We start from the raw sequence: 26202 nt of genomic DNA, 5'->3' as shown, positions 1-26202 counted from the left end.
AACTTCACTCACGGTAGTTGATATGTTGACCGGCAAGCAACTATTCGCTCGCTTTGAACATAAACCGACTATTGCGCAACAAATTCCCCCAGCTTTGGGGGCGCGATCCGCATCCACTGAGCTATTCGCCCTCAGCGGCGATGCGTGCTTCGGACATCGCCAAAGGGCCGCCGTGATCGCGGGAACAAGTCCCGGCGACCACGACGGCCCTTGATCGGTCGACTGGGTCGGCTACCTCATCATGCGCATGGTGTGAGCGCGAAGACATCCGGAGTCAGCGACGCCTCGCCACCCAGGAGGGTGACGTGGGTCACTCCGAGCATCTCCAGGTCCGCCAGGACACCCGGAGTGATGCACGAACCGGGAGCCACGTACATCGGCGAAGCCGATGCGGCAGCCCACGCGGAACCCGCGAGCGCATCCGGGAAGTTCAACCCGGTCGCGATGAATGCCCGGTCGGCGGAGGTGAAGGCGTCAGCGTTGATCGCGCGCGCCGCCTCATACCGATCAGCCCCGCCCAGTCGCGTCGCCGCGGTGAGCGCCTTGATGTCGCTGAAGACCCCGGGCGACACCGAGGCGGAGCCACCGAGGACTCGCGTCTGCGTTGTACCGAAGTCGGCGAGCAGAGCCGCCGTCGCGTCATCCAGATCCGCAGCAGAACCCCTCACGAGGATGACGGGAGCGTCCTGCGAACCGGCTGCACCACCGGCCGTCAGCGCATCGGGGAACTTCTCCCCCGTCGCGATGTAGGCGAGTGGCACCTCGTCACCGAAGGCGTACTGTGCGACGTTACGAGAGACCTCGAAACGGTTGGCACCGGCGATACGCACCGTCTCAGCGGCCATACCCGACAGCTCGTAGAAGACGTCGTCATCCACGGATGCCGGCCCACCGACCACCACGATCTTCTCCGGAGCCAGTCGCGCAATCTCCGCACCGATCACGGCCGGGAGCTCGCCCGGCTTGACGAGGAGCAGCGGACCACCCTCGAACGCCGCGGCAGGACCTGCCGACAACGCATCCGGGTAGTTCTCGCCGCTGGCAACGTAGACCACCGGGGCGGTCTCCGGGTATGCGGCCTGCGAGATGTTCACCGCGACCTCGTAGCGGTTGGCGCCCGCGATACGGTCGACCACAGTCTCCTCCTCGCCCGTACCGGCCGGAATGCCGGTCAGGTACTCGAAGCCCTCGGCCGCGAAGCTTTCACCGTCGGCGGCTACGTCGTACTCCATTACGAAGTAATCGATGTCAGCGGCGACACCAGCGGCGAGAATCTCCTGGAGGGGAACGTTACCCTCGCCAAGGTTTCGGAACGACGGGTTTCCCGCACTGTTGAGGTTCACCGCGTCCTTGACATGGAGAAGGTCGATGCGGTCTGCGTACTCGGTGATGAGTGCCGCGGCATCCACCCCTGCATCGGTAGCCCACGCAACATCGAGCTGGAAGGTCACCCACTCCGGGTTCGTCTCGGCGACAAGAATCTCCCACGCCGACATCAGCTCACCGTCGTGGGTGTACTGAGTTGTGAACTCGCTCGCATGGTTATGGCCGAAGAACTTGCCAACGCCGGCGGCCACTGAACGCTCACCCAGACGGTTCATCGTCTCGGCCGTAGCCAACGTGTTCGCATACGAGCCGATGCCGGGAGCAGCGAACCCACCAGAGCCGACGTACTCCTGGCCGAGAGTCTCGACGTACGCGAGCGTGGTGTCGAACGTCGCCTCGTTCACGTTGTAGTGCGAACTCGGAACGCTCAGATCAAGCCCGTCGGTAAGCGCTCGGAACTGCTGAGCGGTGTACCCGGTGAAGTTGGCTCCGTACGGCTCGATGTTCTCAAAGCCGATCTCGGACAGTCGTCCCAGCACAGGCTCCAGTCCCTCCGCGTTGACCCACGGGCCCAACGAGTACATACCCATCGAGACTTGATCAACGGGAATGAGAACTCGATCCTCGCCCGGCTCGGCGGCCACGTTGACGGTAGCCACCGTCGAGACGTTGCCCGCGACATCCGTTGCACGGAAGGAGACCGTCACAGCGTCAGTACCCGGCACGTCGAACGGAGTGGTGTACACCGTCCACTCACCGCCTGGCAACTGATACTCCACCGACGCCACACCGCTTCCAGCATCCGAAGCCGTGATCGTCACGGTGCGATCGTCGACACTGGCCTGAACCGTCGGAGCAGTCTCGTCCACCGGATCCTCAGCGAGTACGCGGAAGTAGTCGAAGAACACCGGGGCCGAGGCCTGCTGAGAGGACGAGGCGAGCGCGTAAACACCGACCATGGCATCTGCCAGGTTCGGGTTCTGGACGGAAGCGAAGGTCGTCCATGTTGCACCATCGGCGCTGTAGGACCCCGTGAACGTCGTACCGGACTTCTCGAGTCGCAGCAGCCACGTGGAGCCGGTCACCGTTGCCTGCGGTTGCGGGTTCTGGATCGCTGCGTTCACCTCACTGCGCATCTCGATGCGTCGGGTCACCGCGGAACCTGCGGTGTTGGGCGTCATGAAGTTGATCTTCGCGTAGTTGTCCTCGTCGCCATACAGGATGATTCCACCCTGCTGGTACTGCTGGTTGAGCTGAGCGCCGTCCACCTTAGTCTCGACAACCCAGTCGTCACCCGGCTGCGGTTGCAGGATCAGGTTCGGAACCGCGGTGTTGTTGGCCTGGTAGAAGTCGGTCGGCGTGGTCTGGATCCTCAGGGCCCCGTCGGCAACGCCGTAAAGCTCCGTATCCTCGTTCACCACCGTCCAGCGGCACGTCTCCAGCTCCGTCCCGTCGAACTCGTCATCCGGGCCCGGGGCCCCGGCTGCCTCGTCCGGCGTGACGTGGAAGAAGTCGAAGCTTGCGGGAACCAGCGTCGCCGGAGCATTGGTGCCCGCAACGGCGAGCAGACCGACCTTCGGGTCGACCATCCCGGCAAGAGACTTCGTCTCGGGCATGTTCGTGAAGGTGATGCCGTCCGCCGAGAACGCGGCATTGAGGCTTACGCCGTCCGAACTTGTCAGGCGCACCCAGTAGGTGTCCGGGAAGTTCGCTGCCACCGCGACGTTCGACGTCGCGGCGACCTCGTTGGGCGCCCCGGCAACCTCGCGGAGGAACTGCATGCGACGCTCACCGGCAGTGGCCGTGTGCTGCAGCGCGATTTTCGCGTAGTTGTCTGGGTCGTCAAAGATCACGAGTCCGGCCTGCTGCCAGGAGGCGGCAAGATCGGCTGTCACCTTCGTCGTCGCCGTAAACGGCCCGTCCGGCAGCGGCTGGAGCACGAGGTTCGGAACCGTCGTGTTGTTCGTGCCGTAGAAGTCCGTCCTTGAGATCGGCATCGTCAGGCTGCCATTGGCTACCACGATCGACCCGTCGGGGTTCAGGACTTCCCAGCGATCCTGATCGAGCTCACTACCGACGAACTCGTCAGAGAGACCCCCGACGCACTGCTCCGGCTCTTCCTCCGGTACTGCGACTCCGTCACCGACCATCGTGATCGAGTCCAGCGACAGCTCCGTCGACGATGAGACGTAGAGCTCGCCGGTACCCACCGGCGGAGTGAACTCGATCTCCACGTCCTGCCATCCGGCGCCAGCCGGGATCGTGGCTGTCGCGAATGCGGCAGCGTGATCCGGCGGACCCCAGTGGAGGCTGACCGTTCCCGCACCGCTGGCCCGCACGACCGCCCCGGTGATACCGGAGAAGTTCACGGGTGTGTAGGTGAGGAAGTCGCCGGGGCCGAAACCTTGGACGGCAGAGCCGCCGGATGCCGTGGCATCCTCCACGACGGTGACGCCCTCGCGCTGCGCCGCGTGCTCGGCCTGCTGCAGTTTCGGGTTCAAACGGATCGAAGCCTCACCGACAGCGGGCGGAAGAGACTCTGCCCCCTCGTCCTCGTACGTGACGACGACAGCGCCATACAGTAGCGCGCCTGGACCGTGCTCGGGAGAGTTGGCGTCGGTGGGCCACACACCCGTGCAGCCGGTGCCAGATTCTTCCGGATGGGCGTGCTCATCGTGACCGAGCCCGTACGTCCACGCGACTCGAGAGCACTCGGTATCCGTTCCGTCCTCGGGGTCGTCCGTCGTGATGCTGTAGGGGATGTCCTGACCCCAGTCGAAGAACCCACCGTTACCGGGGAACTCCACCGTGACCGTCGGGGCCTGGTTGCCGACCGAAATCTGCCTGCTCGTGAGGGCGAACAGCCCCAACTCGTTCGTCACCCGGAGGACAGCGTCGTAGGCGCCGACCTCGGTGTAGGTGTGGGCCGCCGTTACGCCCGTCGCCTCGTAGGTGCCATCGCCATTGAAATCCCACTCGAAGGTGAGGTCTCCGCCCTCAGGGTCGGACGATGTAGACGCGTCGAAGGTCACCTCGAGGGGAGGCGCCGACGACGAGTACGGGGTTGCTGTGAAGCTGGCCTGCGGTGCAAGGTTGCCCTGGGTGTAGGAGATCCGGTAGAGCCCGCTGTCGGGGTTCTGTTGGAAGAAGCCGTCTCCGTACTCGAGTACGTAGAGGGAACCGTCCGGACCAAACTCCATGTCCATGGGGTTGTCGTGGATCGGCTGCCCCGCTCCGGTCAAGAAGGAGTTGGGCAGGAAGTCCTCGATGTGGGTCACGCCAAACGTGTCCGCCCAGTCGACAGTAAATGCGGCGATGTAATCCTGCGAGAACTCGCCCATAAACGCCTTCCCGTCCCAATACTCCGGGAACTTTGTTGGCGAGGGGTTCGTGTCGTCGTAGCTGTAGACCGGGCCGCCCATGGGGCCCTGACCGCCACCGGAACCGAAGTTCACCAACTCGTCCCACGGCTGCTGCCCCGGGGCGTCGCCGTAATAGAGCGTTGCCGGGCGCGCGTCTGGGATCTCCGTCAGGCCCGTGTTCCATTCCGAGTCGTTGACAAGGTTTTCGGGGTCGAAGAATGCGCCAGGCGTTGCGGTGGCGAAGTCCCAGTCGTTGTAGGCAAAATTGTCGCCCGTGACATAGGGCCAGCCCGAGTTATGCGGGTCATCCAGCGATACGGCGTTCCACTCGACGTACCCCATCGGGCCACGTCCCGCGGTCGCCGCCGTCGCGGCGCTAGCATCCGGGCCGTAGTCGGCCCACGTGAGGGAGTTGGTTTCTGGGTCAACCTCCAAGCGGAACGGGTTGCGCACACCCATCACGAAGATCTCGGGGCGCGTCAACTCCGTTCCGGGTGCGAAGAGATTTCCCTCTGGGATCGTGTAGGAGCCGTCATCCTCGACGTGGACACGGAGAATTTTGCCGCGCAGGTCGTTGGTGTTTCCCGCCCCGCGACGCGCATCGAACCCGGGGTTCATGTTGGGCGCATCGTTGTTGGGTGCGAATCCGTTGGCACCGGGCGTGCTTGCGGGAGTGTTGTCACCCGTGCTCAGGTACAGGTTTCCCTCACCGTCGAAATCTATGTCAGCACCTACGTGGCAGCACTGGCCACGCTGGACCTCGATATCGATGATCGTTTGCTCGCTCGCAAGGTCGATGGTGCTTCCTGTCCACTGGAAGCGGGCTAGACGATTCACGCCCACCCACTGGTCCCAGTAGGACGCGTCCTGTCCTGAAGGAAGGGTATTCGGCGCGTTGCCGGACGGAGTGTCCGGACTGCCGTCGCCGTCTGCGTCGATGGGCGCATAAACAACGTAGACCCAGTTGTTTTCTTCGAAGTCCGGATCGATGGCAACGGTCTGGAGACCGTCTTCGGAATTCGCGTAGACGGGGATGGTGGCCGCGAGAGTTGTAATGCCCGTTGACGGGTCGGTGACGCGGATGTCTCCGTTCCGTGCCGTATGGATGATGCGACCGTCTGGAAGGATCGCGAGGTCGATCGGCTCACCGACATCCTTGGTGATGAGCGCCTTTTCGTAGTTGGTCCAGTCGAGCGCTGAATCGGCTCCTGGTTCGGTCGAGTGATCAACGCCATCGTGCGCTGCTGCCGGGACTGCGGAAAGCAGCCCTCCGGTTAGCGCCATGGCGGCGGTGGCCGCTACAGCCCAGCGGCGCCGTGGCCGCGAGGGGTGATTGTTACCGTCCATAGTGAGAATAGGCTCCTGAAAATGGGTTTATCGCTGGCCACCTACTGACCGGCAGCCGGGTCACGGTCAGTCGCTGCAACGACGCACGCCGTGACTCGGCTTCTGTGATTGGACATTTCGCGAGTGCGCTTGCCCGCGCTTTCCCGTCCTCCCTTCAGCGTCATCATCGAGCGCTTGCGCACCGACTTCCTTGTCGTGCGCAGGAGATTGCAGCCCGATCGGACCGCAAGCCCGTGGTGTACCCCCAAAGCTGGGGGTTACCGTGCGTTCAGCGTACGGGGGGTTCTGGCGCAGGTCAATCATAAGTTGCACAATGTCATGACAAATCCCTCTCGTATGCAATGCAAACAGGGCACCGCCGGATCGCGCTGACAAGGCGAACGCCGGGCTTTCGGGTTACAGTGGCCCGTCGACAGCAAGCGACCCGATAGGTCGCACGATCGAGGAGTGACGTGGTGACGACGAAGACACGACGAGGGAAATCCAAAGCACAACCGGGCGCGATCGCTCTCGCCGTAGCAGCGCTGCTCGCGTGGGGAGCAGCGACACCCGCACTGGCGCACGGTGGGCCGTTCGAACTCGAGTTCGGGCAGGACGGCGCGGGCGGCATCTCCCTCATTGCGCACTATCTCGAAGACGGGCATCCTGTCACGGAGATCATGGACCCGGTGGCCACCGCCGTCGCCTCGGATGGCACGGCTGTCGGCCCCGTACGGCTCATCTCATCGCCCGAAGGGGAAGGCCTGTGGATCAGTCCGGAGCCGTTCCTCACCGAGGGCACATGGGACGTCACCGTATCGACCACCACTCCCGGTACCGCGTCATCGACCATGACCATGGATGTCGACATCGTGACGGATGACGCGGCTCCCGACGCGTCGACGGCGACGGGCATCCCCACCTGGCTCATCTGGACTCTCGTCGCGGCCGGCGTGCTCTTCGTCGCGCTCCTAGCAGCGCTTTTTGTGGTGCGGCGTCGGCGCTCGAGCTGACGCGCCCTACTACCGCTGATGTACCCCTATTAAGGGGTACGCGTTAAAAGGGACGGTGCCCACGCAGGTTTCTGCGTGGGCACCGTCTGTGTTCGGTTTAGGACTCGAACGCGGTGGGGAGGAACTCCTCCACGTTCTCGGCCGTGACCACGGGTGCGTAGAGCACGATACGTGCCGGCACCGCAGCCTCGACGAGGTCGCTCATGACCTTGCCCTGGGCGATCAGGCGTGCCAGGCGGATGCCGTCAGCGGCCTGGGTCGACGGGTAGATAACCGTCGCCTGGAGCACCGACTCACCGGACTGGATCTCACGCATGGCGTTGGCAGAACCAGCACCACCAACCATGAAGAACTCGTCACGACCGGCAGCAGCGATAGCGGCCAGGACACCAATGCCCTGGTCGTCATCGTGGTTCCAGATCGCGTCGATCTGCGGTGCAGCCGACAGCAGCTGCGAGGTCACAGCCTCACCACCGGCAACGGTGAAGTCAGCAGCAACACGGTTGGACACCGACAGACCACAGTCAGCAAGAGCATCGTTGAAGCCCTGCGTGCGGTCCTGCGTCAGCGGAAGCGAGTCAATACCGGCGATCTCAGCGATCACCGCATCCGGGTTGTCACCCAGCTGCTCACAAATGTACGTACCAGCCGAAACACCCATACCGTAGTTGTCACCGAGGATCGTGGTACGAGCCGCGAACGGGCTCGAGAACTCACGGTCAACGTTAACAACCGGAACGCCAGCCTCCATCGCCGCAATAGCAGCCTCCGTCAGCGCCGCACCATCGGTCGGAAGCAGAACGATCGCGTCAACACCCTCGTTGACAAACGTCTCAACCTGGCTGATCTGCAGGTTCGCGTCGTTAGTACCCTCCGCAACCTTCAGCTCAATGTCCGGGTACTTCGCCGCCTCAGCAATAGCAGCCGAGTTAATAGCACCCAACCAGCCGTGGTCAGCAGCAGGACCCGAGAAACCGATGACAACCGTGTCACCCGTCTCATCGTTCCCACCAGTGGACTCTCCACCACCGGTCTCCGTGCCCGTGTCCGTCGGCGTACCAGCAGCACAACCGGCCAGCAAACCAACAGTGGCAAGGCTTGCACCAGCAGCGATGAGCAGCTTACGGCTCACCGTCCTCGAAACCACCATGTCATTCCTCCTTGAATCGAATGTGAACTGCAGTAACCATCAACAAGGAAGAAGCGATCGGGACAAACCCCGGGAAAACCCCATCGTCCTCATTGACGTCTCATGCAACATAAGCAGTGGCTTGTGGGTTGTCAATCACACATAAGATGACGCACCATCAACCAGAAGTTGATCATAGCCCGCTGTTAGTGCGTAGAACGCCCCGTCGTCAAGCTGATTCCGAATCGTGACCTCGTCTCTGAGGCACCCCGGTGCTGCGAAGTTTCGGTAGTTCTGTTATGTTGCCCTCATGATCAAAGCCGACCATGAAACACCCCTGCTCGAGGTGAAGGGCGTCACGAAGGCCTTCGCCGGGGTGCGCGCCCTTAAAGGTGTCGACCTGTCCATCGCTCCAGGCGAGGTTCACTGCATCCTCGGCCAGAACGGCGCCGGGAAATCGACACTCATCAAGATTCTCTCTGGTGCCTACACTCCTGACAAGGGTGAGTTCCTTTGGAACGGCGAAGAGGTCACGATCGGCGGTAGCCCCACCGCGGCTCTCGATCTCGGCATCGCAACGATGTACCAGGAGCTCGACGTCGTCGACGGGCTGACCATCGCCGAGAACATCTTCCTCGGCCACGAACTCGCCCGCGGCGGAATGCTGAAGTCGCGTGAGGCCAACCGTCGCACACGCGAACTGCTCAAGCGCCTCGGTCACGGGGACCTCGCGCCAACGCGCGAGGTGGGATCGCTGTCCGCCGCCAACAAGCAGATCGTGCAGATGGCGCGTGCCCTCTCGCACGACATCAAGCTCATCATCATGGACGAGCCGTCCGCCGTGCTCGACTCCGAAGAGGTCAAGAACCTGTTCAAGGTCGTTGACCAGCTCACCTCCGAAGGCATCGCCGTCGTTTACATCTCCCACCGACTCGAGGAGATCCGACAGATCGGTGACCGCATCTCGGTCATCAAGGACGGTCGCAGCATGGCCAACGGCCTCGCCGTCGCCGACACCCCGACCAAGGAACTCGTCAAGCTCATGACGGGTCGCGAGATCGAGAACGTCTTCCCGCCAGCAACCCCGGTCGCCCCCGACGCTCCCGTCGTGCTCAAGGTCGAAGACCTGGGCGCTGCCGGAATGTTCGAGGGTGTCAACCTCGAGGTGCGCGCCGGAGAGGTCATCGGACTCGCCGGCCTCGTCGGTTCGGGCCGCTCGGAGATCCTCGAAACGATTTACGGCTCGATCAAGCGCACCAGCGGAACGGTCACCCTCGACGGCAAGGTACTTCCGCCCGGGGCCATCCTCGATACCGTGCGTCGCGGCATCGGGCTCTCCCCCGAGGAGCGCAAGAGCCAGGGCCTCCTGCTCGGCGAGCCGATCTACAAGAACATCACCCTCTCGACCTTCACGCGATTCGCGGCCGGTCCGTTCGTTCGCGAAAACGCCGAGCGCAAGGTCTCGCAGGAGCAGATCGACGCGTTCGAGCTGCGCCCGTCCGACCCGAACCGTGCAGCCGGACTGCTCTCGGGAGGAAATCAGCAGAAGATCCTTCTCGCACGCTGGGTCGTGCACGGAACGAAGGTGCTTCTGCTCGATGAGCCCACCCGCGGTGTCGACGTCGGCGCCCGGTCGGAGATCTACCAGCTCATTCGCGAGCTGACCGCTGCGGGAACGGCGATCATCGTCGTCTCCAGCGAAATCGAAGAGGTACTCGGTCTCGCAGACCGCGTACTGGTTGTCGCAGATGGACGTGTGCTCACCACCGTGAGCTCAAATGAGATTGACGAGCACGGAGTGCTCGACCTGGTTATGGAAGGAAAGGCCGCGTGAACACGACGACCGTCGATATCGAGACTCAGGAGAAGAACGATAAGAGCTTCAAAGCTCGCTTCTCCCGCCTGATGGGCAGCGGCCTCGGCCGCAACCTGGGCCTCATCCTTGCTCTCATCCTGCTCTTCGTTGTGGGTGCCATCACCGGTGGTGAGCGCTTCGCGAGCATCGAAAACATCCTCACCCTCGTGCGCTTCGCATCGATCATCGGTGTGCTGAGTATCGGTATGACCTTCGTCATCATCGGTGGCGGCATCGACCTCTCGGTCGGATCGGTCCTCGGCCTCGCGTCCGTCGTCGCCACGCTGTCGTGGGTGCAGATCTTCGCCGAACAGACCACCTGGGTGATCATGGTTGTCGTCGCGATCGCCGTCGGCGCCCTCGCGGGGCTCGTCAACGGAATCGTGATCTCGTACGGTCGAGTTGTCGCCTTCATGGCGACCCTCGCCATGCTGGTCGCCGCTCGCGGTCTCGCGGAGATCTTCTCCAACCGCACGAGCCAGATCGTTCGCGACAACAGCTTCGTCGAGTTCTTCGGACGCGGTGACTTCCTCGGAATTCCCTCGCTCGTGTGGATGTTCGCGATCGTCGCCGCGGTCGGCTGGGTGCTCCTCAACAAGACGACCTTCGGTCGCCGCACCGTCGCGATCGGTGGAAACCGTGAAGCGGCTCGCCTCGCCGGTATCAACGTCAAGCGCCACACGGTTTACCTCTACGTGATCGCCGGACTCGCAGCCGGTATCGGTGCGGTCATGATCCTCGGTCGCACCACGGCCGGTGTGTCGACGCACGGCTCGCTGTACGAGCTCGACGCGATCGCCGCCGTCGTTGTCGGTGGAACCCTCCTCGCGGGTGGACGCGGAACGATCATCGGCACCGTCTTCGGTGTTCTGATCTTCGCGACCCTCACCAACATCTTCACGATCAACAACCTGAACACGTCGATCCAGGCTGTTGCCAAGGGCATCATCATCGTGCTCGCGGTCATGCTCCAGCAGGCTCTCGCCGAGCGCGGCAACGCGCGAAAGCGATAGCGCGGGCATCCGGCTGGGCTAGACCATCTCAACAAGGAAATAGGAACAACATGAGCTCTCTCACCCCCACCCGCGAGGACAAGTTCTCGTTCGGACTCTGGACCTTCGGCTGGCAGGCCGCCGACCCGTTCGGTGGACCGACCCGCGCACCCGTCGACACGGTCTTCGCCGTCAACAAGCTGAGCGAGCTCGGTGCGTACGGAATGACCTTCCACGATGACGACCTCTTCCCCTTCGAGGCGACCGAGCAGGAGCGTCGCCACGAGATCGACCGTCTCAAGAAGGCGCTCGCGGACACCGGTCTCATCATCCCGATGGTCACGACGAACCTGTTCAGCCACCCGGTCTTCAAGGACGGCGGCTTCACCTCCAACGACCGCGAGGTCCGTCGCTTCGCGATGCGTAAGGTGCTCCGCAACATCGACCTCGCCGCCGAGCTCGGTGCGAAGACCTTCGTGATGTGGGGCGGCCGCGAGGGCGCTGAGTACGACGCAGCGAAGGACATCCGTGGGGCGCTCGAGCGCTACCGCGAGGCCGTGAACTCGCTCGGTGACTACGTCGTGGACAACGGCTACGACATCCGTTTCGCCATCGAGCCGAAGCCGAACGAGCCCCGTGGAGACATCCTCCTGCCGACTGTGGGACACGCCATGGCGTTCATCGCGACCCTCGACCGTCCGGAGCTCGTCGGCCTCAACCCCGAGACCGGTCACGAGCAGATGGCCGGCCTCAACTTCACGCAGGGCATCGCCCAGGCGCTGGAGCACGGCAAGCTCTTCCACATCGACCTCAACGGTCAGCGTGGAATCAAGTACGACCAGGACCTCGTCTTCGGTCACGGCGACCTGCAGAACGCGTTCTCGCTCGTCGACCTGCTCGAGAACGGTGGCCCGAACGGCACCCCGTCCTACGACGGACCGCGTCACTTCGACTACAAGCCCTCGCGCACCGAGGACGAGACGGGTGTCTGGGAGTCGGTCAAGGCCAACATGCAGATGTACCTGCTCCTCAAGGAGCGTGCCGCTGCCTTCCGTGCGGACCCCGAGGTCCAGCAGGCGCTCAAGGATGCCAAGGTCGACGAGATCTCGGTTCCGACGCTCGGTGACGGCGAGACCTACAAGGAGCTCCTCGCCGACAAGTCCGCGTTCGAGGACTTCGACGCCACTGCCTACTTCAACGGCAAGGGCTTCAACTTCGTTCGCCTGCAGCAGCTCGCTGTCGAGCACCTCATGGGCGCACGCGGCTAGTCCCGTCACCCGAAAACACAGCGTCACCCCGTCTGGGTGTGCTCTTCGGAGCCCCAGGCGGGGTGGTTTTCTTTACACAACGAAATCGTTTCACCCGCTCTCAACCGGAGGTACCCCATGAGTGACCGCACACTGGTCGCGGGCGTCGACTCATCGACGCAGTCCTGCAAAGTTGTCATCGTGGATGCCGAGACCGGCGCCGTTGTGCGCTCGGGCCGCGCATCCCACCCGGCCGGAACCGAGGTAGACCCCCAGGCGTGGTGGGATGCCCTGCAGGACGCCATCGCGGAAGCGGGTGGACTCGACGACGTGGCCGCCATCTCCGTTGGGGGCCAGCAGCACGGCATGGTTGTGCTCGATGCCGGCGGCCGCGTCATCCGCCCCGCCCTGCTCTGGAACGACACACGTTCGGCGCAGGCCGCTCGCGATCTCGCTGCTGAGGTTCCGGACATCGTGGAGCGCACCGGCTCGGTGCCCGTCGCGAGCTTCACCTCGACAAAGCTGCGCTGGTTGCGCGACAACGAGCCGGAGAACGCCGCACGTGTGGCCGCGGTCGCCCTCCCCCACGACTGGCTGACGTGGCGCCTGCGCGGCTTCGGCCCGGAGAACCCGCGTCTCGACACCCTCACGACGGATCGCTCCGACGCGAGTGGAACCGGCTACTGGAATCCCACCCTGAACGACTACGACTACGAGCTGCTGACGATCGCCCTCGGCCACGAGGCCATCGTTCCGCGTGTCGTTGCCCCCTCGGAGAGCGCGGGCGCGGTCGGCAACCTCGTTTTCGGGCCAGGTGCCGGCGACAACGCGGGCGCGGCCCTCGGCCTCGGTGCCGTCGCGGGAGATGTTGTGGTCTCCATCGGTACGAGCGGCACCGTGTTTGCCGTCACCGAGACGCCGAGCCGCGACGCCAGCGGAACGGTCGCGGGCTTCGCCGACGCGAGCGGCCTGTACCTGCCCCTCGTCGCAACACTCAACGCAGCCCGTGTGCTCGACTCGATCTCGGCGCTCCTCGGAGTGACACACAACGAGCTCGGCGAGCTCGCCCTCAGGGCCCAGCCCGGCGCCGAGGGTCTCGTGCTCCAGCCCTACTTCGAGGGCGAACGCACCCCCAACCTGCCGGATGCCACGGCCACCCTCTTCGGCATGACCCTCGCCTCGACGTCCCGCGAGAACCTCGCGCGCGCCGCCATCGAGGGTCTGCTCTGCGGTCTCGCGGCGGGACTCGACGCCCTTCGCGCCAATGGAGTTACGGCCAGCCGCATCCTCCTCGTGGGTGGCGCAGCGCAGAACCCCGCCGTATCGACGATCGCGGCCCAGGTGTTCGATGTTCCCGTCGTTGTTCCGCAGCCGGGCGAGTATGTCGCAGCGGGTGCAGCGGTGCAGTCGGCGTGGGCACTCACGGGCCAGCGCCCGGCTTGGGTGGTTCCCGTGTCGGCCGAGCCCGCGGTGGACTACCGGCCGATCATCCGCGAGCAGTACGCGGCCGTCTGACGAGCGCTAGGCGCTGGCCTTCGGGTCAGCGCCTAGGCTCGCGCGAGCTTCGGCTCGTTCTCGAGAATCATCTTCTCCACGTTGACGTAGGACAGCGCGTGGTCGAGCGCGAGAAGCGCCGCTCCCACGATTGCCGCGTCAGCTCCGGTGCGTGACTGCACGATGTGGAGGGACTCGGTGGCCAAGGGCATCGATCGCGCGTAGACGACCTCGCGAGCCCCCGCGATGATGTGCTCGCCGGCCTGCGCGATCGATCCGCCGATGACGATGACTTGCGGGTTCATGAGGCTCACACACGTCGTGAGTACTTCGCCGATGTCACGCCCGGCCTGTCGAACCGCCTGGATGGCCTGCAGGTTTCCCTGTTTCACGAGCCCCACGACGTCGTTGCTCGTCTCCGCCTCGATGGCGTTGTCTGAACGAAGGACACGCGCGATCGCCGGTCCGGATGCCAGGGCCTCCAGGCATCCGCGGTTACCGCACTGGCACGGGATGTCCTCGCCACGGGTCACCGCGATGTGTCCGATGTCGCCCGCTGTGCCCTGGGCGCCGCGCTGCAGTACGCCGCCGGAGATGATGCCGGCGCCGATGCCCGTGGCGACCTTGACGAAGATGAGCTGATCCACTCCGGGCCACGCGACGTGACGTTCGCCGAGGGCCATGATGTTGACGTCGTTGTCGACGAGGACGGGTACCGAGAACGAGCGCCCGATCCATCCGGGTACATCAAATTTGTCCCAGCCGGGCATGATGGGCGGATTGATGGGGCGACCGGAGCGGTGCTCGACCGGACCGGGGAGTCCAACGCCGATGGCGAGCAGATCACTTTCGGATCGGCCGGATTCCGCGAGGAGTTTCTCGAGCCCGGAGACGACCCATCCGAGCACCTCTTCCGGGCCGCGATCGATCGGAATGGTCTCCTTGAGCTCACCCTGGATCTCACCCGTGAGGGAGCTCAGCGCGACTCGAACGTGGGATGCGCCGATGTCGGCGCCCGCGACGATGCGGTTGCTGCCCGAGATCGCAAACTGGGACGACGGGCGACCTCCGGTCGACACGGCGTCCTCGATCGGGCCGATGAGACCGAGCTCCATGAGCGCTTCGATGCGCGCCGCGACGGTGGACCGCGCGAGCCCGGTGATTCCGGCTAGCTCGCTTCGGGTTCTCGCCTTGCCATCGCGCAGGATTTGAAACAGGTCCGTCTGAAGTCGGGATGAACCGGCGGTTACGTCACTCACGGGTTCATTTAAGCACAGCGGCCGCCGAAAGTAAGGGAATATTGCAACATTAATGCCAGGAATGTCGCTATTAGTTCCCTACCTTCGGCGGCCCTGTGAGCCTTCGGTTAGCGGCCTCCGGAACGACGCTTGTTGAACACGTCGAACGCGACCGCGAAGAGCAGCACGAGACCCTTCACGGCCTGCTGCCACTCGATACCGATACCGAGGATCGACATACCGTTGTTGAGAACACCGATGATGAGACCACCGATGATGGCACCACCGATCGTTCCCACACCGCCCTGAACCGCAGCTCCACCGATGAAGGCGGCCGAGATCGCCTCGAGCTCGAATCCGTCACCGGCCTTGGGGCCCGCGAGGTTCAGACGAGCGGTGAAGACGAGACCCGCGAGCGCCGCGAGGAAGCCCATGTTGACGAAGATCCAGAAGTCGACCTGGCGGGTCTTGACACCCGACAGCTCTGCCGCGTGGCGGTTGCCACCGATCGCGTAGATGTGGCGGCCGAACACACTGCGGTTGGTGATGATGCCGTAGACCATGACGAGCACCGCGAGGATGATGAGCGTGATCGGGATGCCCTTGAAGGTCGCGAGCGCGTACGCGAAGGCCAGCACACCCACAGTGAGGAGCACAAGCTTTCCGATGAACCAGCCGAGCGGCTCGACATCCTGGCCGTAGCTCTGGCGTCCGCGGCGGGCGCGGATCTGCTGGACCCAGAACGCGATGATCGCGATAACACCGACACCCATGGTGAGCGGGTCAATGGGGAACTCGCCGAAGACATCCGTGAGGAATCCATTACCGAGCGCGCGGTACTCGACCGGGAACGAACCGATGTTCGCGTTGCCGAGAACAACGAGGGCAAGACCACGGAAGATGAGCATGCCCGCGAGGGTCACGATGAAGGCGGGAATCCCCACGAAGGCGATCCAGAATCCCTGCCAGGCACCGACGAGCGCGCCGACACCCAGCGACAGGATGATGGCCAGCCACCACGGCAGGCCCCACTGCACCGCGAAGACACCCGACACGGCGCCGACGAACGCCGCAACGGAACCCACCGACAGGTCGATGTGACCCGCGACGATGACCATGACCATACCGATCGCGAGGATCAGGATGTACCCGTTCTGCACGATGAGGTTGGAGATGTTCTGCGGGTAAAGCAGGATGCCGTTCGTCAGGATCGAGAAGAGCACGACCACGGCGATGAGGGCGAGGAAGATGCCGTTTTTGCCGAGGTCGGTGATGACGTGGCTGAGGGCGCTCGTGAGTCGATTGCGCGGAGGCCCGACCTGCTCGACGAGGTCGGTATCGAGGTTCGACATTGTGCTGTGCTCCTTGTGGGGTGTGGCGGGCCCTAGCGGGGCGTTTCCATGGTCATGAGGGTGAGGAGGGCTTCGGGGTTGGCTTCCTCGATGGGAAGCTCACCGGTGATACGGCCCTCGGAGAGTGCGTAGATGCGGTCGCAGATGCCGAGCAACTCCGGCAGCTCCGACGAGATGACGATGATGCCCTTGCCCTGTGCGGCGAGGCGATTGATGATCGTGTAGATCTCGTACTTGGCGCCGACGTCGATACCGCGAGTCGGTTCATCCAGGATCAGCACGTCGGGGTCGGAGAAGATCCACTTCGACAGCACGACCTTCTGCTGGTTTCCTCCCGAGAGCTTGCCCGTCTTCGCGAGCACCGTCGGAGCCTTGATGTTCATGCTCTTGCGGTACTCGTTGGCGACCTTGTATTCCTCGTTGTCGTTGACGAGGCCGAGCTTCGCGAGTTTGCCGAGGGCTGCCGCCGAGACGTTGCGCTTGATGTCCTCGATGAGGTTGAGGCCATAGGTCTTGCGATCCTCGGTCGCGTACGCGAGTCCGTTGCGAATGGCCTCGTCGACCGTTCGCGTCTGGATCTCCTTGCCCTCCTTGAACACCTTGCCGCTCACGCGTGACCCGTAGGAGCGTCCGAAGAGGCTCATCGCGAACTCGGTACGCCCCGCCCCCATGAGGCCGGCGATACCGACGATCTCACCGCGACGCACCGTGAGATTGACCCGGTCGACGATGACACGCGTCGGGTCCTGCGGGTGGTGGGCGGTCCAGTCCTCGACGCGGAGGATCTCTTCGCCGATGTGCGGCGTGTGGTCGGGGTAGCGGTGTTCGAGGTCGCGACCGACCATGTCCTTGATGATGCGCTCCTCCGTGACATCCGACTTGGCGATCGTCTCGATCGTCTTGCCGTCGCGGATGACCGTCACAGAGTCGGCGATCTTCTTAATCTCGTTGAGCTTGTGGCTGATGATGATCGACGTGATCCCCTGGCCCTTGAGGTGAAGGATCAGGTCGAGCAGGTGGTCGGAGTCCTCGTCGTTGAGGGCCGCGGTCGGTTCGTCGAGGATGAGGAGCTTCACGCGCTTGGAGAGCGCCTTGGCGATCTCCACGAGCTGCTGCTTGCCGACACCGATGTCCATGATGCGGGTGGTCGGGTTCTCTTTGAGGCCGACGCGGGCCAGGAGCGCCTTCGCCTCCTGGTTGGTTTTGTTCCAGTCGATGAGACCGAGCGGCCCCTTGACCTCGTTGTTGAGGAAGATGTTCTCGGCGATCGAGAGGTACGGGCTGAGGGCGAGCTCCTGGTGGATGATGACGATGCCCTCGGCCTCGGAGTCGCGGATGTCGCGGAATTCGACAACCTTGTCCTCGAAGACGATGTCACCCTCGTAGGTACCGTGCGGGTACACACCGGAGAGCACCTTCATGAGCGTCGACTTGCCGGCGCCGTTCTCACCACAAATGGCGTGAACCTCGCCTCGCGCGACCTCGAGCGTGACGTTCGAGAGCGCCTTCACTCCGGGGAAGGTCTTCGTGATGGACCGCATCTCGAGGATGTTCTGAGTCACTGTGCCGTCTTCCTTGATCGGGGCCCTACTGCGGGCGGTCGGCTTGCGGAAAAAGTGGAGGGAGCCGGTGGCGAGGGATGCTCTCCCCCGCCACCGGCGGTGGGTCTAGACGACCCTGGTATTACAGACCGAGGTCAGCCTCAGTCCAGTAACCGGTGTCGACGAGAGCCTCGACGACGTTGTCCTTCACAACCGGAACCGGCGGGAGGAGGTAGGACGGAACGACCTTGACGCCGTTGTCGTACGTCTCGGTGTCGTTGACCTCGGGCTCGTCGCCGTTCAGGATCGCGATGGCCATACCGGCCGCAACCTTTGCGAGCTCACGCGTGTCCTTGAAGATGGTCGCGTACTGCTCACCAGCGAGGATCGCCTTGACCGAGTCGACCTCGGCGTCCTGACCGGAGATGATCGGCCACTCTGCACCGACCGAGTATCCGGCGTCGGTGAGGGCGGAGATGATTCCACGCGAGATGCCGTCGTACGGGCTGAGAACGGCGTTGACCTTGCTGCCGTCCGAGTAGTTCGCGGTGAGGAGGTCCTCCATGCGGCTCTGAGCGGTCTCGCCGTCCCAGCGGAGCGTCGCGGCCTGCTCGATCGTGGTCTGACCCGACTTGACGACGAGCGTTCCGTTGTCGAAGAACGGCTGGAAGGCATCCATCGCGCCATCCCAGAAGAAGAACGCGTTGTTGTCGTCGAGCGAACCAGCGAAGAGCTCGATGTTGAACGGACCGGCGGGCGCACCGTCGATGGGCGTTCCGTCGAGCTCGGTGAGTCCGAGGCCGTTGAGGACCGTCCACGCCTGCTGCTGGCCGACGAGGAAGTTGTCGAAGGTCGCGTAGTAGTCGACGTTCTCGGAGTCGCGGATGAGGCGGTCATACGCGATCACGGGGATCTCGGCATCCGCGGCGGTCTGCAGAACCTCGGAGAGGGTCGTGCCGTCGATCGACGCGATGATGAGTGCCTTCGCACCCTTGGTGATCATGTTCTCGATCTGGCTGACCTGCGTGGGGATGTCATCCTCCGCGTACTGCAGGTCGACCTGGAAGCCCTGCTCCTCGAGCGTCGCCTTGACGGCGTTGCCGTCGGCGATCCAACGCTCCGAGGACTTGGTGGGCATCGCAACACCGATGAGGCCGCCTTCGCCGCCACCGGAGTCGCCGCCGTTACCGGCCGGGGCGCAGGCAGCAAGGCCGACGACCAGGGCGCCAGAGGCGACGAGCGAAAGAAGTGCTCTCTTCTTCACTGTGTTTCCTTTCGATTGATGGACTTCGTTGTCGTTGTATTCGGTGCAACTTTCCCGGCCTCGTCCATGAAGGCCGGGTCTCTGACCGGGACGAATCCCGGGGAGTCCTGTGTGGTCACGGGAGCACCGCCTTGGCGTGCTGTCCGTAAACGTTCTGATACCGGTCGTAGAGCGAGTCGATGGCGCCCTGCGGAATCTGGAGTGGCTCGCCGCCCTGACGCGCGATGTGCACGGTGCGCGCGACATCCTCGAGCATGACGGCGGCCTTCACGGCGTCGCGTGCGTCACGACCGATCGTGAATGGGCCGTGATTGCGCATGAGCACCGCACGCGAGCGGTGACCGCTCAGCGTTTCGACGATGCCGCGACCGATGGAGTCGTCGCCGATGATCGCGAAGGGTCCAACGGGGATCTCGCCGCCGAACTCGTCGGCCATGGCCGTGAGCACACACGGGATCGCTTCGCCTCGCGCGGCCCAGGCCGTCGCGTAGGGGGAGTGCGTGTGGACGACACCACCGACGTGCTCCATGTTGCGGTAGACGTAGGCGTGGGCAGCGGTGTCGCTCGACGGCGCACGCTCACTGCCGGGGGTGTCGGGGATGATCGAGCCGTCGAGGTCGCACACGATCATGTTCTCGGGGCTGAGCTCGTCATAGCTCACACCGGAGGGCTTGATGACGAAGACGTCGGCGCCAGGAACGCGACCGGAGACGTTACCGCCCGTCCACGCGACGAGGCCGTTGCGAACGAGCTCGGAGTGAAGCGCTGCGACCTCATCCCGGGTGCGCGCGATCGCCACCTCGATCTCGGGGGTGAAGGCTTTCATGCGACTCCATCGTCTTGTTCTCGACTGGCCATGTGACTGCCGATGTGACCGTTTCACATGCCGGGGAACACACTACACGCGAAACGGTCACATCTGTCAAGCCTGGATGATCACGAAACGATGACAGCCAGCTATGAGGTTCAGGAACGCGGTGCAGCGGAGGAACGGCGGACCACCAGTTCCGGCTCGATCTGCGCGTGGTCGACCGGGTCACCCTGGAGTTCAGCCAGCAGCAACGAGATAGCCCGACGTCCGATCTCGGCGAAGTTCTGGCGCACCGTCGTCAACGGCGGGTAGAAGTGCGCAGCCTCGGGGATGTCGTCGAAACCGACGACACTGATGTCCCCCGGCACATCCAAACCGGAGTCCCAGCACGCGTGAATGAAGCCGAGCGCCATCTGGTCATTGCCCGCAAAGAGTGCCGTGAAGTCGCGGAAGCGCAAGAGCTCGAGCCCCGCGTAGTAGCCGAAGTGCGCGGTCCAGTCACCGAGGATCGGTGCCCTGGTGCGAAGATCACGATCGTTGAGTTCGTCGAGGTAGCCCTGCATCCTGGCTTCCGCCTCGATCCAGTCCTGAGGACCGGAGATGTGCATGATCTCGGTGTGCCCGAGGTCGATGAGGTGTCGTGTGGCCATACGCGCGCCAGCGACCTGGTCGATCGACATACTGTGGGCACCGAGTTCTGCATTCTGCAGGGTGATGTAGGGCACGTCGAGATCGAGTTCGCGAATCGCCTCGAGCACACGGACCTGGGGCGCAATCACGACGATGGCCTCGACGGCTTGGGTGCGCAGGTGATCGAGCGCGGAGCGAATCGAGGCGTAGTCCTTGGAGGCGATACTCGTGATCGTGATGCGGTAGCCGGCCTCGCGCGCGGCGTGCTCGATGGCCGTCACACTCGTAGACGGCCCATAGTTCACCGTCTGGGCCGTGAGCACACCGATCGTGCGCGACCGGCTCGTGACCAAAGCGCGAGCCGCCTGGTTCGGGCGGTAGCCGATCTCCCGGATAACCTCGAGAACACGCTGTTTCGTCGACTCCCGGATGCTCGGGTGATCGTTGAGCACACGGGACACGGTCTGGTACGAGACGCCAGCAAGACGAGCGACATCACGGATGTTCGGCGCACGAACCTTCTCTGGCTCCATGTTCCGTCCGCGCCCCATCGCTCGTGTGTACGTTCACATTTTTATACCACGTCGTACCCCGAACGCTCTCGGGGCGACGTTTGCGGAGGATGCCACGCCGCGGTGCGGCCACCTCGAGTGGCCGCACCGGCGTGGCATCCTCCGTAACGTACCGAGGTTTAGATGCCCTGGGCTAGGCGGTAGTAGGCGGCGTTCCAGCGCACCTCGCGCTGGAAGTCACGCAGGGTTGTGTCTTCGTCGATGACGAGGAGCTCGATGCCACCCATCTCGGCGAAATCGCGGAACACGTCGACACTCACCGCGGTCGACATGACCGTGTGGTGTGCCGCACCCGCCGTGAGCCACGCAGCGGCGCTCGTCGCGAAGTCGGGTGCGGGCTTCCACACCGCACGACCGACCGGGAGCTTCGGCATGGGGGCGTCGAGCGGCACGTTCTCGACGACGTTGGCGACGAGGCGGAAGCGATCGCGCATGTCGCTCAGCGCCACAACAACCGCGGGGCCGGAGTCGGCCGTGAAGACCAGGCGAACCGGGTCCTCCTTGCCGCCGATGCCGAGCGGGTGGATCTCGAGGCTCGGCTTCGAGGTCGTGAGCGACGGACTCACCTCGAGCATGTGGGCGCCGAGGATCTTCTCCTCCCCCGGCGTGAGGTGGTAGGTGTAGTCCTCCATGAGGGATGCCCCGCCGGGGAGCCCTGCACCCATGACGTTTGCGACGCGCACGAGCACCGCCGTCTTCCAGTCGCCCTCCGCTCCGAAACCGTAGCCGTCGGCCATGAGGCGCTGCACCGCGAGCCCCGGTAGCTGACGCAACGCGCCGAGATCCTCGAAGCTCGTGGTGAAGGCAGTGAAGCCCCCTGCCTCGAGGAAACTCCGCAGACCCAGTTCGATGGCCGCGCCGTAGCGGAGGGACTCGTGACGCTCGCCCCCCTTCCGCAGTTCCGGAACAACGTCGTAGGTGGCCTCGTACTCGGCGACGAGGGCGTCGATGTCGGCGTCCGAGGCCGCGTGGACGGCATCCGCGAGCTCGTTCACACCCCACGTGTTGACCTGAACGCCGAGACGAATCTCGGCCTCGGTCTTGTCCCCCTCCGTGACGGCAACGAAGCGCATGTTGTCGCCGAAGCGCGCGAGCTTCATGTTCTGCGCGGCATCCCACCCGGCCGCGGCGCGAGTCCAGTTGCCCACCTGCGAGAGAACTGCGGGGTTACTGACGTGGCCCACCACCGTCTTGCGCGGCACGTTCATGCGGCTGAGGATGTAGGCGTGCTCCCGGTCGCCGTGGGCGGCCTGGTTGAGGTTCATGAAGTCGAAGTCGATCTCGTCCCACGGCAGCGCGACGTTCGCCTGGGTGTGAAGGTGTAGCAACGGCTTCTCGAGCACGTTGAGTCCGTGAATCCACATCTTCGACGGGCTGAACGTGTGCGCCCACGTGATGACACCGATGACGTTGTCATCGGAGTTGGCGTCGATCATGGCTCGACGGATGCCGTCACTCGACTTGAGCACAGGCTTCCACTCGATCGTGACCGGGATGTCGGACGACTCCTCCAGGGCTCGCGCGACCTCCTGGGATTGCTCGGCGACCTGGCGCAGGGTCTCCTCTCCGTAGAGGTCCTGGCTGCCGGTGAGGAACCACACGGTTTTGGTCGTGAGGTCCGGGATGATGCTCGTCATGATGTGTCCTTGTTGTTGTTCGTGCGTGAGTCAGAGGGCCTGGATCGCGGCGTGCTCGATGGCGAGCCCCGCGCGGTAGCGCTCGAGGTACGAGGCAAAGCCGGCAACGTCGGCGGGGTCAGGATCGACGTCGCTGAGCTGCGCGCCCTGGAACACCCGGTCGCGCAAGTAGTCGGGCAGGCTCTGTTCAGCGCCGGATGCCGTGTACGCGGCGAGCACCGCCATGCCCCACGGTCCGCCCTCGGACGCGGTTGCTGCCACGGAGACCGGCGCATTCAGCGCCGCCGCGAGAAAACGTTGGGCGACACCCGCGGTGCGGAAGATGCCGCCGTGGGCATACATCCGATCGAGGGCAACACCCTCCTCGTCGAGCACCGACATTCCGATACTCAGGGACGCGAACACACCGTAGAGCTGCGCTCGCATGAAGTTCGCGAGGGAGAACACGCTATCGTCGGCGCGCACCACCAGCGGCCGTCCCTCGTCGAGGCCGACGATCGGCTCGCCCGAGAGCTGGTTGTAGGCGAGAAGTCCGCCGGCGTCGGCCGCGCCGTCGAGCGACTCGGTGAAGAGCGTGCGGTAGACGGCATCCGCATCGATATCGGCACCCGCGGACTCGGCGAACCGTCGGAAGAGCCCCACCCAGGCGGCGAGTTCGCTCGCACCGTTGTTGCAGTGGACCATTGCCACGGGGTCGCCAGCAGGAGTCGTGACGAGGTCGAGTTCCTCGTGGAGGTTCGCGAGTGGCCCCTCGAGCACGACCATGGCGAAGATGCTGGTGCCGGCGCTCACGTTGCCACCGCGAGGTGCGACAGCGTTGGTCGCGACCATGCCGGTTCCCGCGTCGCCCTCGGGAGGAGCGAACCGGATGCCCGGCCTCACCGATCCCGTTGGGTCGAGGAGCGCGGCGCCCTCCTCGGTGAGGGCTCCAGCCTCGCGTCCGGCCGGAAGGACCGCAGGTAGCACCGACCGCAGGTCCAACCCCGGCGCACGCTGTGCGACGAGCCCGTCGAACGCGGTCAGCATGGTCTCGTCATATCCGCGGGTGGCATCGTTGATCGGGAACATGCCGGAGGCATCTCCGACGCCGAGGACCCGCTCTCCCGTGAGCTTCCAGTGCACGTAACCTGCGAGGGTCGTGAGGTAGTCGATGTGCGCAACGTGGCTCTCGTTGTCGAGCACCGCCTGGTAGACGTGCGCGACCGACCACCGCAGGGGGATCGCGAACCCGAACGCTTCGGTGAGCGCCTCTGCCGCTGGCCCCGTCGACGTGTTGCGCCACGTGCGGAAGGGGACGAGAAGTTCGCCGTCCGCGTCGAACGCGAGGTAGCCGTGCATCATCGCCGAAATGCCGATGGCGCCGAAGGAGGTAGGGCGAACGCCGTGGCGCCGTTCCGCGTCATCCGCGAGCCCCACGTAGGCGGCCTGCACACCCTGCCACACGGAGTCGAGGGAGTACGTCCAGCGACCGTCGACGAGTTGGTTCTCCCACTCGAAGTCGCCGACGGCAAGCACCTCGGAAGGGTCGTCGCCCACGAGGCACGCCTTGATTCTGGTCGAGCCGAGCTCGATCCCGAGGGATGCCCGGCCTGAACTGATCGCGTCAACTGCTGAGTTCATCGGCGCTCGTCCTCTCCCTGTCCGTAAACGTTCTGATACCTGTCGTAGAGGCGGTCGATCGCCTCCTGGGGAATGGGGATGAGCGACCCGGCCTCTCGCGCGAGGTGCACGGTGCGCGCGACATCCTCCACCATGACCGCAGCCTTCACGGCGTCGCGAGCGGAGACGCCGATCGTGAACGGCCCGTGATTCTGCATGAGCACCGCGCGAGACCGATGACCGCTCAGCGTGTCGACGATGCCGCGACCGATGGAGTCGTCCCCGATGATGGCGAAGGGCCCGATCGGGATCGGGCCACCGAACTCGTCCGCCATCGCGGTGATGACGCACGGGATCTCTTCGCCGCGTGCCGCCCACGCCGTGGCGTAGGTGGAGTGTGTGTGCACGACTCCACCGACCCACGGCATGTTGCGATACACGTAGGCGTGGGCCGCGGTGTCGCTCGACGGGCTGCGCTCGGACCCCGGAGTGCCGGGGATGACGTCGCCGTCGAGATCACACAGGATCATGTTCTCGGGGCTGAGTTCGTCGTAGACGACTCCGGAGGGCTTGATGACGAAGAGGTCGGCACCGGGCACGCGACCGGAGACGTTGCCGCCGGTCCAGACGACGAGGTTGTTGCGGACGAGTTCGTTGTGGAGCTCTGCGACCTGGGCGCGAAGCTCGGCGATGGAGGCCTCGACATCGAGGCTATAGGTAGTCACAGTGGGCCATGTTACCGGTCACATGCGCACCGGACAACAGGGTGCGGTGAGGGCGGGGGCTCAGCTTCGCGGTGCCGCCGTGGAGTTGCGCACCACGAGATGCGGCTCGATGAGGCCGCGATCTGGCGCATCGCGTCTCTCGATCGCGGCGAGAAGAGTCTCCATGCTGAGCACCCCGAGGGAGCGGAAATCCTGGCTGACCGTCGTGAGCGGCGGAAGAAAATGCCGAGCATCCGGCAGGTCGTCGAAGCCGATGACACTGATGTCGTCGGGAACCCGGATGCCCTGCTCGTGTAACGCGTGGATGAGACCCAGCGCCATCCGGTCGTTGGCGGCGAACACCGCCGTGAACGCGGGCATGGTCGTGAGGCTGCGACCGAACGCGTAACCGGAGTCCGAGGTCCAGTCCCCCACCACAACGGGACGCGGGCGCAGACCCGCCTCGGTCATGCAGCGGGTCCACTCCGATGCGCGCGCACGGGCATCCAGCCAGTCGAGGGGGCCGGCGAGATGGAGGATGTCGCGGTGCCCGAGCTCGATCAGGTGCTCGACCGCGAGGCGGGCGCCGCGGCGCTGATCAACCGAGACGGTGAAAAAGTCGGGCTCGGGCTCAGGCCCCACCACAAGCGCTGGCACATCGAGCGCTCCCGATCGCAGCGACTCGACCGACGACGACCGCGGAGTGATGAGGCAGAGCCCGTCGACGCCGATGGCATCGAGGGTGCCGAGCGCATCGGAGGTCGAGACGCGGTCGTCGACGGCAATCGTGCTCACCGTGTATCCGCGCTCGTGCGCCGCCTCCTCAATGGCCCGCACCGTGCTGCCGGGACCGAACTCGACAACACTGTCCACGATGACGCCGATCCGGTGAGTTCGACGGTTGGCGAGAGCGCGGGCCGCGCTATTGGGTCGGTAGTTGAGCTCGCGCATGATGCCGAGAACACGCTCACGCGTTTCCGGCGCGATACGCGGGTGATCGTTGATGACGCGGGACACCGTGGTGTGCGAGACGCCGGCCAGGCGCGCGACATGACGGATGTTGGGCTTTTGTCCGTCTCCCGCGCTGGCCACGTCCCCGACCTTAGTGCA

Annotated in this window: 17 protein-coding genes; 5 read left to right on the top strand and 12 right to left on the bottom strand. The window is 64.4% G+C overall.

The features are described 5' to 3' along the window. Nucleotides 1–239: 239 nt before the first annotated feature. Nucleotides 240–5972 (bottom strand): cell wall-binding repeat-containing protein, encoded by a 5733-nt coding sequence (locus LH407_RS09660; protein WP_322134200.1) that lies wholly within the window; start codon nucleotides 5970–5972, stop codon nucleotides 240–242. Nucleotides 5973–6490: 518 nt separating this feature from the next. Here LH407_RS09660 and LH407_RS09655 point away from each other — a divergent pair. Beyond that, entirely contained in the window at nucleotides 6491–7027 is a 537-nt protein-coding gene (locus LH407_RS09655) for a hypothetical protein (protein WP_322134201.1), read from the top strand. Between the two features lie 97 nt (nucleotides 7028–7124). Here the strand turns inward: LH407_RS09655 and LH407_RS09650 are convergent, their stop codons facing one another. Further along, nucleotides 7125–8177 carry a substrate-binding domain-containing protein gene (locus LH407_RS09650; protein ID WP_322134202.1) on the bottom strand — a complete coding sequence of 351 codons (1053 nt, stop codon included), beginning with the start codon at nucleotides 8175–8177 and terminating at the stop codon, nucleotides 7125–7127. A 289-nt stretch (nucleotides 8178–8466) separates the two neighbouring features. Here LH407_RS09650 and LH407_RS09645 point away from each other — a divergent pair, with 289 nt between their 5' ends. From LH407_RS09645 to xylB, 4 genes are all read left to right on the top strand, one after another. Then, a complete protein-coding gene (locus LH407_RS09645; RefSeq protein ID WP_322134203.1) occupies nucleotides 8467–9990 on the top strand; it encodes a sugar ABC transporter ATP-binding protein in 1524 nt (507 codons plus the stop codon). Nucleotides 9991–10061: 71 nt separating this feature from the next. Next, nucleotides 10062–11024, top strand: a complete 963-nt coding sequence (locus LH407_RS09640; RefSeq protein ID WP_322134946.1) for an ABC transporter permease — start codon at nucleotides 10062–10064, stop codon at nucleotides 11022–11024. 50 nt (nucleotides 11025–11074) lie between these two features. Further along, nucleotides 11075–12271, top strand: a complete 1197-nt coding sequence (gene xylA, locus LH407_RS09635; protein ID WP_322134204.1) for a xylose isomerase — start codon at nucleotides 11075–11077, stop codon at nucleotides 12269–12271. 117 nt (nucleotides 12272–12388) lie between these two features. Further along, nucleotides 12389–13765, top strand: a complete 1377-nt coding sequence (xylB, locus tag LH407_RS09630) for a xylulokinase (RefSeq protein WP_322134205.1) — start codon at nucleotides 12389–12391, stop codon at nucleotides 13763–13765. Between the two features lie 32 nt (nucleotides 13766–13797). Here the strand turns inward: xylB and LH407_RS09625 are convergent, their stop codons facing one another. From LH407_RS09625 to LH407_RS09580, 10 genes are all read right to left on the bottom strand, one after another. Beyond that, on the bottom strand, nucleotides 13798–15003 hold the full coding sequence (locus LH407_RS09625; RefSeq protein ID WP_322134206.1) for an ROK family transcriptional regulator: 1206 nt from the start codon (nucleotides 15001–15003) through the stop codon (nucleotides 13798–13800). A 107-nt stretch (nucleotides 15004–15110) separates the two neighbouring features. Continuing rightward, complete coding sequence (mmsB, locus tag LH407_RS09620; RefSeq protein ID WP_322134207.1) at nucleotides 15111–16334, bottom strand: multiple monosaccharide ABC transporter permease; 1224 nt, start codon at nucleotides 16332–16334, stop codon at nucleotides 15111–15113. A 32-nt stretch (nucleotides 16335–16366) separates the two neighbouring features. Continuing rightward, the gene (mmsA, locus tag LH407_RS09615; RefSeq protein ID WP_322134208.1) at nucleotides 16367–17896 is read right to left on the bottom strand and encodes a multiple monosaccharide ABC transporter ATP-binding protein; all 1530 of its coding nucleotides are present in this window, start codon (nucleotides 17894–17896) and stop codon (nucleotides 16367–16369) included. A gap of 121 nt (nucleotides 17897–18017) precedes the next feature. After that, on the bottom strand, nucleotides 18018–19139 hold the full coding sequence (gene chvE / locus LH407_RS09610; RefSeq protein WP_322134209.1) for a multiple monosaccharide ABC transporter substrate-binding protein: 1122 nt from the start codon (nucleotides 19137–19139) through the stop codon (nucleotides 18018–18020). Between the two features lie 115 nt (nucleotides 19140–19254). Next, nucleotides 19255–19965, bottom strand: a complete 711-nt coding sequence (locus LH407_RS09605) for an L-ribulose-5-phosphate 4-epimerase (RefSeq protein ID WP_322134210.1) — start codon at nucleotides 19963–19965, stop codon at nucleotides 19255–19257. A 140-nt stretch (nucleotides 19966–20105) separates the two neighbouring features. Continuing rightward, nucleotides 20106–21131, bottom strand: coding sequence for a LacI family DNA-binding transcriptional regulator (locus tag LH407_RS09600; protein WP_322134211.1), 1026 nt, complete (start codon nucleotides 21129–21131; stop codon nucleotides 20106–20108). A 140-nt stretch (nucleotides 21132–21271) separates the two neighbouring features. Next, nucleotides 21272–22789: an L-arabinose isomerase gene (gene araA, locus LH407_RS09595; protein ID WP_322134212.1), complete on the bottom strand. Its 1518-nt coding sequence runs from the start codon at nucleotides 22787–22789 to the stop codon at nucleotides 21272–21274. Between the two features lie 30 nt (nucleotides 22790–22819). Next, the gene (locus LH407_RS09590; protein WP_322134213.1) at nucleotides 22820–24409 is read right to left on the bottom strand and encodes a xylulokinase; all 1590 of its coding nucleotides are present in this window, start codon (nucleotides 24407–24409) and stop codon (nucleotides 22820–22822) included. Continuing rightward, on the bottom strand, nucleotides 24406–25113 hold the full coding sequence (locus LH407_RS09585; protein ID WP_322134214.1) for an L-ribulose-5-phosphate 4-epimerase: 708 nt from the start codon (nucleotides 25111–25113) through the stop codon (nucleotides 24406–24408). Before LH407_RS09585 ends, LH407_RS09590 begins: the two co-directional genes overlap by 4 nt. Before the next feature lie 60 nt (nucleotides 25114–25173). Then, on the bottom strand, nucleotides 25174–26184 hold the full coding sequence (locus LH407_RS09580; protein ID WP_322134215.1) for a LacI family DNA-binding transcriptional regulator: 1011 nt from the start codon (nucleotides 26182–26184) through the stop codon (nucleotides 25174–25176). Between the last annotated feature and the right edge of the window lie 18 nt (nucleotides 26185–26202).

It is taken from the genome of Antiquaquibacter oligotrophicus (assembly GCF_020535405.1).
GTDB classification, from domain to species: Bacteria; Actinomycetota; Actinomycetes; order Actinomycetales; family Microbacteriaceae; genus Rhodoglobus; species Rhodoglobus oligotrophicus.
This window is presented reverse-complemented; position numbering and strand designations above follow the sequence as displayed.

Excerpts from the sequence above, each read along its gene's own strand:
- LH407_RS09600 (WP_322134211.1), bottom strand. The coding sequence starts at position 21,131 with ATGGGGCGCGGACGGAACATGGAGCCAGAGAAGGTTCGTGCGCCGAAC.
- LH407_RS09590 (WP_322134213.1), bottom strand. The coding sequence starts at position 24,409 with ATGAACTCAGCAGTTGACGCGATCAGTTCAGGCCGGGCATCCCTCGGG.
- LH407_RS09605 (WP_322134210.1), bottom strand. The coding sequence starts at position 19,965 with ATGAAAGCCTTCACCCCCGAGATCGAGGTGGCGATCGCGCGCACCCGG.
- xylB (WP_322134205.1), top strand. The coding sequence starts at position 12,389 with ATGAGTGACCGCACACTGGTCGCGGGCGTCGACTCATCGACGCAGTCC.
- LH407_RS09650 (WP_322134202.1), bottom strand. The coding sequence starts at position 8,177 with ATGGTGGTTTCGAGGACGGTGAGCCGTAAGCTGCTCATCGCTGCTGGT.
- LH407_RS09640 (WP_322134946.1), top strand. The coding sequence starts at position 10,062 with ATGGGCAGCGGCCTCGGCCGCAACCTGGGCCTCATCCTTGCTCTCATC.
- mmsB (WP_322134207.1), bottom strand. The coding sequence starts at position 16,334 with ATGTCGAACCTCGATACCGACCTCGTCGAGCAGGTCGGGCCTCCGCGC.
- LH407_RS09645 (WP_322134203.1), top strand. The coding sequence starts at position 8,467 with ATGATCAAAGCCGACCATGAAACACCCCTGCTCGAGGTGAAGGGCGTC.
- xylA (WP_322134204.1), top strand. The coding sequence starts at position 11,075 with ATGAGCTCTCTCACCCCCACCCGCGAGGACAAGTTCTCGTTCGGACTC.
- araA (WP_322134212.1), bottom strand. The coding sequence starts at position 22,789 with ATGACGAGCATCATCCCGGACCTCACGACCAAAACCGTGTGGTTCCTC.
- LH407_RS09660 (WP_322134200.1), bottom strand. The coding sequence starts at position 5,972 with ATGGCGCTAACCGGAGGGCTGCTTTCCGCAGTCCCGGCAGCAGCGCAC.